Here is a 13,030-nt window from a genome sequence, read left to right on the forward strand (position 1 = left end):
CCGTTCCTCGATACGGGCCTCGGTACGGGCCTCGGCGTCGTCGGCCGTGCGCGCGCCGTTGGCCGCGCCCTCGCCGGACCGGTGGGTGCCGCCGTCAGCCGACACTGCGCTCCGCCGCTTCCACCACGTTGACGAGCAGCTGGGCGCGGGTCATCGGGCCGACGCCGCCCGGGTTCGGGGAGATCCACGCGGCGACCTCGGCGACGTCCGGGTGGACGTCCCCGACGATCTTGCCCTCGGCGCTGCGCGAGACACCGACGTCGAGGACGGCGGCGCCCGGCTTCACGTCCTCGGCCCGGATGAGGTGCGCGGAACCGGCGGCGGCGACGATGATGTCGGCGCGCTTGAGGTGCGCGGAGAGGTCACGCGTGCCGGTGTGGCACTGCGTGACCGTGGCGTTCTCGCTGCGCCGCGTCAGCAGCAGCGGCATCGGACGGCCGATGGTCACACCGCGCCCGACGACCACGACCTCGGCACCCTTGATCTCCACGCCGTAGCGGCGCAGGAGCGTGAGGACGCCGTTCGGGGTGCAGGGCAGCGGGGCCGGCTCGTTCAGGACGAGGCGCCCGAGGTTCATCGGGTGCAGGCCGTCCGCGTCCTTGTCCGGATCCATCAGTTCCAGAATGCGGTTCTCGTCGATGCCCTTGGGGAGCGGCAGCTGGACGATGTAGCCGGTGCAGGCGGGGTCCTCGTTCAGTTCGCGGACCACCGCCTCGATCTCCTCCTGGGTGGCGGTCGCGGGCAGTTCGCGCTGGATGGAGGCGATACCGACCTGGGCGCAGTCGCGGTGCTTGCCCGCGACGTACTTCTGGCTGCCGGGGTCGTCCCCGACCAGGACCGTCCCGAGGCCGGGCGTGACGCCCTTCTCCTTCAGGGCCGCCACGCGGACGGTCAGGTCGGACTTGATCGCGGCTGCGGTGGCCTTGCCATCGAGAATCTGGGCGGTCATGACCCCATCCTCCCGGATGACGGGGTCATGGTTCCAATCCGGGGCCCCCTGGACGCGGCCAGGCGGCACAGCCGCCCGGAGAGCGTGATCAACCAGATTGCGACTGCACAACAGCTCATCTCACGAGCTGGACAAAATGCGCCCTTCCGATCACGATGAACGACGCAGTATCGCGGTCAGTGTTGGGGGGCAAACCGCTCGTATCGCCACGTTCCTCCGCGCAATCCGCTTCGTCCCCGCCTTTGCAACGGAGGAAACTCGCCATGTCTTTCGGCGCGCCGGACAACCCGTACGGACAGCCGCAGAACCCACCGCCGGGCTACGGCCATCCGCAGCAGGGCCAGCCCCCCTATCCGCAGGCGCCGGGCGGCGTTCCGCAGCAGGGTTACGGCTACCCGCAGCAGGGCCAGCCCGGATACGGCTACCCCGACCAGGGCCAGGCCGGGTACGGCTACCCGCAGGGCCAGCCCGGTTACGGCTATCCGGCAGGACCCGGCCCGCGGGTCGCGTCGATGGGACGCCGGTTCGGCGCCCGCGCGATCGATGCCGCCGCCTTCTTCGTCATCTACGTGATCCTCGGCTTCGCCGGCGTGGCCGGATCCGTCGGTGCCGCCAGGGACTGCGACCCGAACGCGGTGGACTACCAGACCTGCATGGACAACGCGGGTTCCGACATCGCCGCCAAGTTCGGTGCCGTGATCGGCATTCTCGCCGTCGTGGGCCTGCTCTACGAGTGGCTGATGACCGGTCTGGTCGGCGGCACCCTCGGCAAACTCGCCGTCGGCATACGCGTGGTGAAGGCCGACACCGGCCAGAAGCCCGGCCTGGGCGCCTCGTTCATCCGCTGGATCATCCCGCTCGTCGGCGGCATCGTCTGCGGCATCGGCCAGCTCGTGGTCTACCTGTCGCCGTTCTGGGACAAGTCGGGCCGCCAGCAGGGCTGGCACGACAAGGCCGCGAGCACGATGGTCATCCAGCACTGACCACGCACGACGGCCGTCGAGAACGGACCGCCGCGGTACGACCGAGGCCCCCGGCCCTCCCTGAGGAGGGCCGGGGGCCTCGGCGTCGGCACCCGCTCAGTGGAAGAAGTGCCGCGTCCCGGTGAAGTACATCGTCACACCGGCCTTCTTCGCGGCCTCCACGACCAGCTCGTCGCGGACCGAACCGCCGGGCTGGACCACGGCCTTGACGCCCGCCTCGGCGAGGATCTCGAACCCGTCGGGGAACGGGAAGAACGCGTCCGAGGCGGCGTAGGAGCCACGGGCGCGCTCGGCGCCGGCCCGCTCGACCGCGAGCTTCGCGGAGTCGACGCGGTTGACCTGGCCCATGCCGACGCCGACCGAGGCACCGTCCTTGGCGAGCAGGATCGCGTTGGACTTCACGGCGCGGCAGGCACGCCAGGCGAAGGCCAGCTCGTCCAGCTCGCCCTCGCTCAGCGCATCGCCGGTCGCGAGCGTCCAGCTCGCCGGGTTGTCGCCGTCGGCCTGCAGCCGGTCGGTGACCTGGAGCAGCGCGCCGCCGTCGACGGGCTTGATCTCGACCGGAGCGGACGGGGCGTTGTGGGCCCGCAGCACGCGGATGTTCTTCTTCTTGGTGAGGGCTTCGAGGGCGCCGTCCTCGTACTCCGGCGCGACGATGACCTCGGTGAAGATCTCCGCGACCTGCTCGGCCATCTCCTTGGTGACCGGGCGGTTGACCGCGATCACGCCGCCGAACGCGGACAGCGGGTCGCAGGCGTGCGCCTTGCGGTGCGCCTCGGCGACGTTCGACGCGACCGCGATGCCGCACGGGTTGGCGTGCTTGATGATCGCGACGCAGGGGTCCTCGTGGTCGTACGCGGCACGGCGGGCGGCGTCCGTGTCCGTGTAGTTGTTGTACGACATCTCCTTGCCGTGCAGCTGCTCGGCCTCGGCGAGGCCACCGGTGCCGGAGGTGTAGAGCGCGGCGGGCTGGTGCGGGTTCTCGCCGTAGCGCAGCGTGTGCGCGCGCTCCCACGTGGCACCGAGGAAGTCGGGGAACCGCGACTCGTCGACCGGCGCGTAGTCGGAGGCGAACCAGGAGGCGACGGCGACGTCGTACGCGGCCGTGTGCTGGAAGGCCTCGGCGGCGAGGCGCTTGCGGGTCCGCAGGTCGAAGCCGCCGTTCTGGACCGCGGCGAGGACGTCGCCGTAGCGGTCGGGGCTCGTGACGACGGCGACGGAGGGGTGGTTCTTGGCGGCGGCGCGCACCATCGAGGGGCCACCGATGTCGATCTGCTCGACGCACTCGTCGGGGGTCGCACCGGACGCGACCGTCTCCCGGAACGGGTAGAGGTTGACGACGACCAGGTCGAACGGCTCGACGCCCAGCTCGGCGAGCTGCTGCCGGTGGCTGTCGAGCCGCAGGTCGGCGAGGATCCCGGCGTGGACCTTCGGGTGCAGCGTCTTGACGCGGCCGTCGAGGCACTCGGGGAAGCCGGTCAGCTCCTCCACCTTGGTGACGGGCACACCGGCCGCGGCGATCTTGGCGGCGGTGGAACCGGTGGAGACGAGCTCGACGCCGGCCGCGTGCAGCCCGCGGGCCAGCTCCTCGAGGCCCGTCTTGTCGTACACGCTGACGAGCGCGCGCCGGATGACCCGCTTGGTGCCCTCGGTGCTCTCGGCCGTGACTGTGCTGTCGGCGGTCACTGGATAACTACCTTTCGTCCCTCAATGCGATAGCCGTTGCGGGCGAGCCGCCCCACGACATCGACGAGCAGCCTTCGCTCGACATCCTTGATGCGCTCGTGCAGAGCGCTCTCGTCGTCCTCGTTGCGGATCTCGACCACGCCCTGGGCGATGATCGGTCCGGTGTCGACGCCGTCGTCGACGAAGTGGACGGTGCAGCCGGTGACCCGGGCTCCGTACGCGAGCGCGTCGCGGACGCCGTGGGCGCCGGGGAAACTGGGGAGCAGCGCCGGGTGGGTGTTGACGAACCGTCCACCGAACCGGGCGAGGAACTCCTTCCCCACGATCTTCATGAACCCGGCGGAGACGACGAGGTCGGGCTCGTACGCGGCGGTCGCCTCGGCGAGCGCGCGGTCCCAGTCGTCCCGGCTGCCGTGGTCCTTGACCTTGCGGACGAAGGTCGGGAGCCCGGCGCGCTCGGCGCGGGCGAGCCCCTCGATGCCGTCCCGGTCGGCGCCGACGGCCACGATCTCGGCACCGTAGGCCGCGGGGCCCGCCTCCGCTACGGCGTCGAGCAGTGCCTGCAGATTGGTGCCTGATCCGGAGACCAGCACGACGAGGCGCTTGGCCTTGGCCACGACGGGGCCCTTTCTCGGGGGAGCGTTTGTACGGTCGTACGAATGCTTCGCGCCCCGGGATACGGGGAAGTCTACGAAGCGGCCGACCGTCAGCAACGATACCGGCACACCGGGCGGCCCCCACGGGACGGGGGCGGGGCCGGAAGGTAGCGTCTGGGGAGGATCCACCCGGGAACACCGTCCGGCACGGGGAACGCCCTGCGCACACGGGACGTTGACCTGGGACGAGCACCACCACGCACGGGGCAGCCGGCCCCGGTACCACCAGTTGCACCCGCACCGGAAACGCCCGGGGCGCGCGCCCGGGGGCCCGGAGCCCGCTGCCGTGCGCACACGCCGCCCGCCAGAACCACCAAGGGGAAGACGCTCACCTGATGCCGGACCGCAGTCTCCGACTCCCTCCGCTCCTGCTGCGCGAGCGGCGCCCTTCGTCCACCCCGCCCAGGTCGGGAGGGGACGGCTCCACAGGCGGCGGCCCCGGCTCCGCGGGCGGGAGCGGCAGCGGCTCGGCAGGGGGAAGCGACGGCGGCACCCCGGACGAGCACGGCCCCGACACCCCGGACACTCCCCCGTCGGGCCCGGCCGATCTCTCGAAGCCGTCGAAGCCGTCGAGTTCCTCGGACTCGGACGACAACCCGTTCGCACCGCCGCCCGAGGGGACGCCCGACCGTCCCTGGCAGCCGCGCCGGCACGGCCAGGGCTCCGAAGAGAACGGCGAGGGCGCAGACCAGGACGGATCCGGGCACTCCCCGTGGAGTCACTGGAGCGACCGGCAGCCCGGTCCCTCCAGCGGCGGCGGCTTCGGTGACCGGCCCGGGGCCCCGCAGGGCCAGAACACCCCCGAGGGCCAGAGCGGCCCCGGCGCGAACATGCGCTGGGACCCGACGGACCCCTCCCAGCGCCGCGCCCGTTACGCGCTGCTCTCCGGCATGTGGGCGTTCTTCTTCGCGCTCTTCAGCTGGCCGTACGTGGCGCTGCTGCTCGGCGCGCTCGCCCTGTACTGGGGCATCAGCGCCCTCCGCGGCAAGGCCCGTGTCCCGGCCCCGGACGCTCCGGCACCCGATCAGAACGCCCGCCCCCAGCAGGCCCCGTCGAACGCCCGTCCGCAGACGACCGCGGCGGTGAGCGGTCTGGTCACCGCCTCGCTGGCCATCCTGATGGTCGGCGCGACGTTCACGGCCCAGCTCGTCTACAGCGACTACTACTCCTGCACGAACGACGCCCTGACGAACGCGGCGAAGAAGTCCTGCAACGACCTGCTCCCGAAGGAGCTGCGCAGCGTGCTCGGTACGAGCGACTAGCACCGCGCGCCGCGCCGGGTCCGTCCCGAAGCAGCCGAAGCAAGGGCCGGCTCCCCCTCTCGACGAGGAGGAGCCGGCCCTTTTCGTTCACCGCCGGATCACCTGCCCCGCCCTCAGCCGGTCGGACGGGCGGCACACCGGCAGACGTCTCAGCCGGAGTGCTCCGAGCCGCCGGTGTTCTCACTCCCGGTATGGCTGAGGCCGTGCGGACCGGGGTGATCCGCGTCGTCCCCGCCGGACGGGCGCGGCTCATCCCGAGCGGGCCGGTGGGGATCGTCCCCACCCGACACGCGCGGCTCGTCCCGAGCGGGCCGGTGCAGGTCGTCCTGGACCAGCCGGTGCGGGTCGTCCTGGACAGGACGGGGTGCGTCGCTCGTGTCGTCCCGGGCGTTCCGGTCGGCGTCGTCGGCGTCGTCAGGGGCCTCGGCCCCGGCGGACTTGCGCAGCGCCGCCCAGCGCTCCTCCCGGGACGTGTCCTCGTGCCACGGTGCCGGGGTCGCCTCGCCGGGCGCGAAATCGTACGGCTCCAGGTCCTCGAGGACGGACTCCAGCACCGCCGGTTCGACACGCTGTGCGGACACAGTCCGGGCGGGCGGGGACGGCGCGGGGACGGGGGTCGGTGCGGCCGCCGGTGACGGAGCGGACGCGTCCTTCGCGCGCCACGGCGTCCACGCGGGCATCCGCAGCCGGGGAACCCACCCGAAGCGGGGCCCGGCGAGACCCGGTGCCGCACTCCGGGGAGCGGCCGTGCGCTCCGGAGCCGGGACACCCCGGCCCTTCCAGGCGCGGACGCCCACCGCGACGGGAATCCCGACGGTCGCCGTCCACACCGCGGCCGCCGGTCCCACCTGCCACCACACCGGCCCGAAGTGCGCCAGGGCGGCCACGCCGAGCGGGCCTCCGGCGAGACCGGCGAGCAGGCCGAGCACGACACCGCACAGGCCGGCCGCGAGGGCCACGACGGACACCGTCCGCCCGCGCGACCATGCCTCGTCCCGACCCCCGGTGCCGGGCGCGGTCCCCGCCTTCACCACGAACCACGCCACCGTCACCCCGGCGGCCACCGGCACCACACCGCTCACCCAGTTCAGCGGCTCCCCCGAGCCCGTCCCCGGCACCGCCGCGAGCAGCGGGAACGCGGGGAGGAGATCGGTCGGGCCGCGCGCCCCCGAGGCAGCCGCGGTGAGCGGACCGGCCACATGCCCCGCCGTCAGGACGACGCCCGGCCCGAGCCCGTACGACGCGCCCCACACGGCCGCGTTCGGGACCAGCGCGAGGCAGAGCAGCAGGACGGCGAACCGTCCGGACCACACGCCGGTGAGCTGGAGGAACGAGCCGCGGGCCGCTCCCCCGTGCCACACCAGGGACATCGCCACCAGCAGCGCCCCGCCCCCGACGAGGACGGCGGCTCCGGCCGCGGCGGCCCGCGCGGCTCCGCCGAGCACCCGGTCGTCGTCCCGGGCGACGAGACGTCGTACGCCGGAGAGGGGACCCACCCGGGTGAAGGGCGCGGCGTCCACGGCGCGCTTCAGCCACAGCGGCAGCGGCCCCCACGGGCGCCCGTACGCCGTCCAGATCCCCGCTCCCGCGGCGCTCGCGGCGAGGAGGGGCAGGCAGACCACGACCCACAGCCAGGACGGACGCAACGCGCCGCCCGAGGCGTAGAGCGCGGCGGCCCAGGCGACGGACAGATAGCCGGCCACCACGCCGGCCCAGGCCGTGCGCGGTGACGCCTCCGACGTCACGTCGGCCGCCTCGCGCGCGGCCCGGTGCAGCAGCCAGGCCGGGAGGGCGAGCAGCAGGAGCGGCGTCACCCCCACCGGCATCGCCACACCGGACAGGGTGTCGGTGCGGATCAGCTCGACGCCGTGCGCGAGGAGCCAGAGCGCGGCAGCGACATGGAGTGCTCCGTCCGGCCCGCTGTCCGGATAGGGCGAGCTGATCCACAGCACCATGACGAGGACGGCGAACGAGCCGAGTCCGAGCCCCGCGGCGAGGGCGCCACCCAGGAGGCTGGCGGCCAGTCCGGGTGATCTCTCGCGCATCCGGGTGAGCAGGGGCGACAACGAGAGCCTGCGGTCGGTGATTTGGGTCACGCACGTCATGCTCCCAACGACACGCGCTTTCTCGTCGTAACAGGCGAACCCCCGATGTGTCGCTCAATATGCAGTTATGTACTTTTTCGTACGAAAGGGCGCCCGGTGGGATCCGACATGACACAGGGCTCCGCCACCCCGCTGCCCGCGCCGAAGGAGCGCCGCCGTCTGCGGGAGGCCCGGGCGCTGACACAGGCGGAACTGGCAGCCCGGCTCGGAGTCAGCCGGTCGACGGTGCGCTCGTGGGAGACCGGCCGTACGACACCGCGCGGCCGCAAGCTGGAGGCGTACGTGAGGCTGCTCGGCGTAGGGACGACCCTTTCGGACGACGCGGTGAGCAGCCGTCAGGAAGGCTCCGTACCCGTCCTGGTGGGGGCGGGAGCACCACCGTCGTCCCGGGAGGCACGCGCCGCCGAGGACCGTACGGCCGACGGCCCGGAGCCCGCCGAACACGCGGACCTGGCCGGCGTGGACGTGGACGTGGACCGGGCCCGCGGGGAAGCCGAGTGGGGCGGCGCGGAGGAGGAATCCGGCGTCCGCGAGCCGTCGCTGACGCCCGCTCAGGCCTTCGACGCGCTCTACGCGTTCGCCGCCCCCGCCCTCGTACGGCAGACCTATCTGCTGACCGGGCGGCGCGAGCTGGCCCGCGAGTCCGTGGAGCGGGCCTTCCAACTCGCCTGGTACCGCTGGCCCGAGGTGGCCGTGGACCGGGACCCGGCCGGCTGGGTGCGGGCGACGGCGTACGAGTACGCGCTCTCCCCCTGGCACCGGCTGCGCCCGCGCTACCGGCACCCGGAGGCACCGCCCGCCGGCGGCTCCGAACGTGCCCTCCTCGACGTCCTGCTCACCCTGCCGCCGGTCTACCGGCGCACGCTGCTCCTGTACGACGGGGTCGGGCTCGGGCTTCCGGAGACCGCGGCCGAGACGGAGGCGAGCACGCCCGCGGCCGCCAACCGGGTGCTCCACGCGCGCGAGGCCGTAGCGGCCCGGCTGCCCGAGCTGGCGCTCCCCGAGGACCTGCACCGGCGGCTCACCGAACTCGGGAGCGCGGAGCGGCTGCGCGCGGCGAAGCCCCGTACCGTCCGCGATCACGGCGAGCACCGCGCCCGGCAGTGGACGCGCGCGGCCATCGCCTTCACGGTCCTGCTCATCGGCGTGACGGCGCTGACGCTGCGCACCGCACCGGACCACTACGAGGCGCCGCTCTCCCCGCCGGAGACCGTCCACGGCCTGCCGCCCCGCTCCGCGCCCGGTCCCCTGTCCGACGAGGAGCTGGTCCTGCGCGCCAAGCTGCGGTCCCAGACGTCGAGCGGTCCCGAACGGCTCGTCCCCGATATCCGCTGACGTCCCCCACCGGGAGCGCCGGTGACCGGAAACGCCGGTGGGCCCGCACCTACAGGTGCGGGCCCACCGGCGTGTGTGCCGTGCGGCAGCTCAGCCGGCGAGGATCTCGCGCGCGAGCTTGGCCGTCTCGGTCGGCGTCTTGCCGACCTTGACGCCGGCGGCCTCGAGGGCCTCCTTCTTCGCGGCGGCCGTGCCGGAGGAGCCGGAGACGATGGCGCCGGCGTGGCCCATGGTCTTGCCCTCGGGCGCGGTGAAGCCCGCGACGTAACCGACGACCGGCTTGGTCACGTTCTTCGCGATGAAGTCCGCGGCCCGCTCCTCGGCGTCGCCACCGATCTCGCCGATCATGACGATCAGGTCGGTGTCGGGGTCGGCCTCGAACGCGGCGAGCGCGTCGATGTGCGTCGTACCGATGACCGGGTCGCCACCGATGCCGACGGCGGACGAGAAGCCGATGTCACGGAGCTCGTACATCATCTGGTACGTCAGCGTGCCGGACTTCGAGACCAGGCCGATGCGGCCCGGCTTCGTGATGTCGCCCGGGATGATGCCGGCGTTGGACTGACCCGGGGTGATGAGACCGGGGCAGTTCGGGCCGATGATGCGGGTCTTGTTGCCCTTGGCCTTCGCGTACGCCCAGAAGGCGGCGGAGTCGTGGACCGCGATGCCCTCGGTGATGACGACCGCGAGGGGGATCTCCGCGTCGATCGCCTCGACCACGGCGGCCTTGGCGAAGGCCGGCGGCACGAAGAGGACGGACACGTTGGCGCCGGTCTTCTCGATGGCCTCGGCGACCGTGCCGAAGACGGGGATCTCGGTGCCGTCGATGTCGACGGAGGTGCCCGCCTTGCGCGGGTTCACGCCACCGACGATGTTCGTCCCGTCCGCGAGCATGAGCTTGGTGTGCTTCATACCCGTGGCACCGGTCATGCCCTGGACGATGACCTTGCTGTCCTTGTTGAGGAAGATAGCCATGGCTGTTTAGTCCCTCGTCCCTTACTTCGCAGCCGCGAGCTCGGCGGCCTTGTCGGCCGCGCCGTCCATGGTGTCCACGCGCTGGACCAGCGGGTGGTTGGCGTCCGACAGGATCTTGCGACCCAGCTCGGCGTTGTTGCCGTCGAGACGCACGACCAGCGGCTTGGTGACTGCCTCGCCCTTGTCGGCGAGCAGCTGCAGCGCCTGGACGATGCCGTTGGCGACCTCGTCACAGGCGGTGATGCCACCGAAGACGTTGACGAAGACGGACTTGACGTCCGGGTCGCCGAGGATGATCTCCAGGCCGTTCGCCATGACGGCGGCGGAGGCGCCACCGCCGATGTCGAGGAAGTTGGCGGGCTTGACCCCACCGTGGTTCTCGCCGGCGTAGGCGACGACGTCGAGGGTGCTCATGACGAGACCCGCGCCGTTGCCGATGATGCCGACCTCACCGTCGAGCTTGACGTAGTTGAGGTTCTTGGCCTTGGCGGCGGCCTCGAGCGGGTTGGCCGCCGCGTGGTCGACGAGCGCCTCGTGGTCCGGCTGGCGGAACTCGGCGTTCTCGTCCAGGGACACCTTGCCGTCGAGGGCGATGACCTTGCCGGAGGCGACCTTGGCGAGCGGGTTCACCTCGACGAGGAGGGCGTCCTCCTTGATGAAGGTGTCCCACAGCGTCACCAGGATCTCGGCGACCTGCTCCGCGACCTCGGCCGGGAACTTCGCCTGGGCGACGATCTCGCGGGCCTTCTCGATCGAGACGCCCTCGTTGGCGTCGACCGGGACCTTGGCCAGGGCCTCGGGGTTCTCCTCCGCGACGACCTCGATCTCCACGCCGCCCTGAACGGACGCCATGGCGAGGAAGGTGCGGTTCGTGCGGTCGAGGAGGTACGAGACGTAGTACTCCTCGACGATCTCGGGCGCGGTCTCGGCGATCATCACCTTGTTGACCGTGTGGCCCTTGATGTCCATGCCGAGGATGTCCGTCGCGCGGGCGACGGCCTCGTCCGGGGTGGCGGCGAGCTTGACGCCACCGGCCTTTCCACGGCCACCGACCTTCACCTGGGCCTTGACGACGGACTTGCCGCCAAGACGCTCGGTCGCCTCGCGGGCTGCCTCAGGCGTGTCAATGACTTCACCGGCCAGCACCGGTACACCGTGCTTGGCGAAGAGGTCCCTCGCCTGGTACTCGAACAGGTCCACGCGCGTCCGTCCCTATCAGTGATCTCGCGGTTCGTTGGATGCGTGGGCGTGCCGCGAAGGGCAACGTGACGTCCGCTGTCACAAGGGTGGCGCACACGATGTCCGAGTGCGCGGCATGTCCGTCCGGCAGGTTATCGCCGCTGGACGCGGGTCCCTAAATCGCAGATCACACCTGAGCGGTGATACCTGTCACAGATCGGGCCGGACGGGGCCTCACCAGGCTGGGGTTTGCCTGGTGAGGCCCCTCTGACGGCCCCGAAGGGCCCAGGGCGGACGACCCCCACCCCAATGGGGACCGTCCGGCCCTTCCGCGGGTCTGGACCCGAGGGATCCGGTGGATTCCGGCCCTCCGGCCCATGGCCCCGCGGAAGCGGATGGCCTGCCGCACGGCGGCCGCGCCGGCACGGCGGTCGCACGGTGTCGCTGCGATCCGGCACGGTGCGACAGGGGTGCGACGTCCGGACGGACGTCGCACGGACGCGGTGCTCCGGACGCGGTACGCGCCGCACGGGGTGTACGAGACGTACGGCGTGCACGAGACGTACGGGGAACCGTGGGTCCGGGGGTGCGGAGTGCGGAGCTAGCCGGGGAAGACGGGGATGTCCCGGTACCGGTCGCCGGTCCCGGACGCGGGCGTCGCCGTGGAGGTGCCGCGCGCCAGGCGCTGGGGAGCCCGGTGGCTCGGGGTGACGGCGGGGACCTCCGCGTGCCGCGGGGCCGCGTTGTCGAGGGCGGACCGGCTGCCCGTCGCGCCGCTCGCTCCGCCGGGAGGCGTCTGCCGGCCGAAGACCGGACCGGGGCCCGCGCCGTCCGGGCCACGGCGAACCCCCGCGCTGCCGCTCCGCGCATCGGGCCGACCGGGCCCGTACGTCGGCTCCCAGGTCGCCGCACCGGCGGGCCCGGAGAGGGAGGAAGCGTCGACCACGGCGACGGCTCGGCCGGCGGACCGCTCCTCCGCGGCGCCGCGCTCCGCCTGCGGAGCCTCGGCCCGGGGCGGGTCCTGCGGGTCGACCCCGGGGAGCGCCGGGAGCACGGGAACCTCCGGAACCTCCGGGAAGGTGCCTCCGGGGACTCCCGGAAGCGCCGGAAGGTGCGCCTGCGGGAGGGCGGGGAGAACAGGAAGGGCAGGAAGCGCGGGATGCGCGGGGAGTCCCGGAAGGGACGGCAGCGTGTCCGGCGGGGTCGGCGGACCGCCGCTCAGTACGTCGGTGAGAGCCCCGCCGGGCCGCCCGACAGCTCCGGTGACCGGTCGCACGACGGTCGCCTCGACCGGCCGGATCAGCTCGGGGACCGACCCCACGGCGCTGGGGACCGCCCTCTCGACACCCTCGGTCACCTGCCGCCGCCGCTCGACGGCACGGCTCGCGTACGCGCTGCCAGGAGGCGTGCTCCGACCTGCGTCAGCCTCCCCACGAGCACGTGTACCTGTACGGGGCGAGGCGGGCGGCGACGCTGCCGCGCCGGTCAGGTGCTCGACGCCGACGCCGACGCAGGTGATGGCGACGGACAGCGGGGCGGGGTCGGTCGCGGGCCGGAGGGCGGTCCCGGGCCGGGGGGCGGTCGCGGCGGGCCCGGTCCGGTCGGCCGGCTTCGGGAGGCGGCCCGGCGGAGTGCGGGTCACGGAGACGGTCGGTATCGGTGCGGAGTGCGGGGAGCGCGTCTCGGTGACGCCCTGGGCCGGTGCCGGATGGGCCAGCCGGATCGGGTGCGCCGGCCCGTCGGCGGCGTGCGCCTGTCCTCCGAGGAGGAACCCGAGCGCGGACAACCCGCCTGCCAGCAGGACCGCCTGGAGCGCACGCCGACCGGCCGCACCGCGCGCCGGGCGCGGAACAGCACCCGACGATGGCGCTGACCGGGTCAAGACGGGGAGGGTCCTCCC

Annotated in this window: 10 protein-coding genes; 3 read left to right on the forward strand and 7 right to left on the reverse strand. The window is 72.9% G+C overall.

The window, feature by feature from the left end; all coding sequences use genetic code 11:
* Positions 1–94: 94 nt before the first annotated feature.
* Positions 95–949 (reverse strand): bifunctional methylenetetrahydrofolate dehydrogenase/methenyltetrahydrofolate cyclohydrolase, encoded by an 855-nt coding sequence (locus AB0C62_RS21575; protein ID WP_081218974.1) that lies wholly within the window; start codon positions 947–949, stop codon positions 95–97.
* Positions 950–1,212: 263 nt separating this feature from the next.
* On the opposite strand from AB0C62_RS21575, the gene AB0C62_RS21580 reads away from it, so the two are divergent.
* Positions 1,213–1,932, forward strand: a complete 720-nt coding sequence (locus AB0C62_RS21580) for an RDD family protein (RefSeq protein WP_362975394.1) — start codon at positions 1,213–1,215, stop codon at positions 1,930–1,932.
* A gap of 96 nt (positions 1,933–2,028) precedes the next feature.
* On the opposite strand, the gene purH is transcribed toward AB0C62_RS21580, so the two are convergent.
* Together purH and purN are read right to left on the reverse strand one after the other, a co-directional pair.
* A complete protein-coding gene (gene purH, locus AB0C62_RS21585) occupies positions 2,029–3,618 on the reverse strand; it encodes a bifunctional phosphoribosylaminoimidazolecarboxamide formyltransferase/IMP cyclohydrolase (protein WP_362975396.1) in 1,590 nt (529 codons plus the stop codon).
* Positions 3,615–4,235: a phosphoribosylglycinamide formyltransferase gene (gene purN / locus AB0C62_RS21590; protein WP_362975398.1), complete on the reverse strand. Its 621-nt coding sequence runs from the start codon at positions 4,233–4,235 to the stop codon at positions 3,615–3,617. Before purN ends, purH begins: the two co-directional genes overlap by 4 nt.
* 374 nt (positions 4,236–4,609) lie before the next feature.
* Here purN and AB0C62_RS21595 point away from each other — a divergent pair, with 374 nt between their 5' ends.
* Entirely contained in the window at positions 4,610–5,536 is a 927-nt protein-coding gene (locus AB0C62_RS21595) for a hypothetical protein (RefSeq protein ID WP_362975400.1), read from the forward strand.
* A gap of 149 nt (positions 5,537–5,685) precedes the next feature.
* Here the strand turns inward: AB0C62_RS21595 and AB0C62_RS21600 are convergent, their stop codons facing one another.
* A complete protein-coding gene (locus AB0C62_RS21600) occupies positions 5,686–7,641 on the reverse strand; it encodes a DUF6350 family protein (RefSeq protein ID WP_362975402.1) in 1,956 nt (651 codons plus the stop codon).
* 108 nt (positions 7,642–7,749) lie between these two features.
* Between AB0C62_RS21600 and AB0C62_RS21605 the strand changes: the two genes are divergently transcribed.
* A complete protein-coding gene (locus AB0C62_RS21605) occupies positions 7,750–8,976 on the forward strand; it encodes a helix-turn-helix domain-containing protein (protein ID WP_362975404.1) in 1,227 nt (408 codons plus the stop codon).
* Positions 8,977–9,066: 90 nt separating this feature from the next.
* Here AB0C62_RS21605 and sucD read toward each other — a convergent pair whose 3' ends face one another.
* The 3 genes from sucD to AB0C62_RS21620 form a co-directional block, all read right to left on the reverse strand.
* The gene (sucD, locus tag AB0C62_RS21610) at positions 9,067–9,951 is read right to left on the reverse strand and encodes a succinate--CoA ligase subunit alpha (RefSeq protein ID WP_164370410.1); all 885 of its coding nucleotides are present in this window, start codon (positions 9,949–9,951) and stop codon (positions 9,067–9,069) included.
* Positions 9,952–9,972: 21 nt separating this feature from the next.
* A complete protein-coding gene (gene sucC, locus AB0C62_RS21615; protein WP_164370409.1) occupies positions 9,973–11,151 on the reverse strand; it encodes an ADP-forming succinate--CoA ligase subunit beta in 1,179 nt (392 codons plus the stop codon).
* A 580-nt stretch (positions 11,152–11,731) separates the two neighbouring features.
* Positions 11,732–13,012: a hypothetical protein gene (locus AB0C62_RS21620; protein WP_362975406.1), complete on the reverse strand. Its 1,281-nt coding sequence runs from the start codon at positions 13,010–13,012 to the stop codon at positions 11,732–11,734.
* Positions 13,013–13,030: the final 18 nt, after the last annotated feature.

The organism is Streptomyces sp. NPDC048643, assembly GCF_040650615.1.
In the GTDB taxonomy this organism is placed as follows: domain Bacteria; phylum Actinomycetota; class Actinomycetes; order Streptomycetales; family Streptomycetaceae; genus Streptomyces.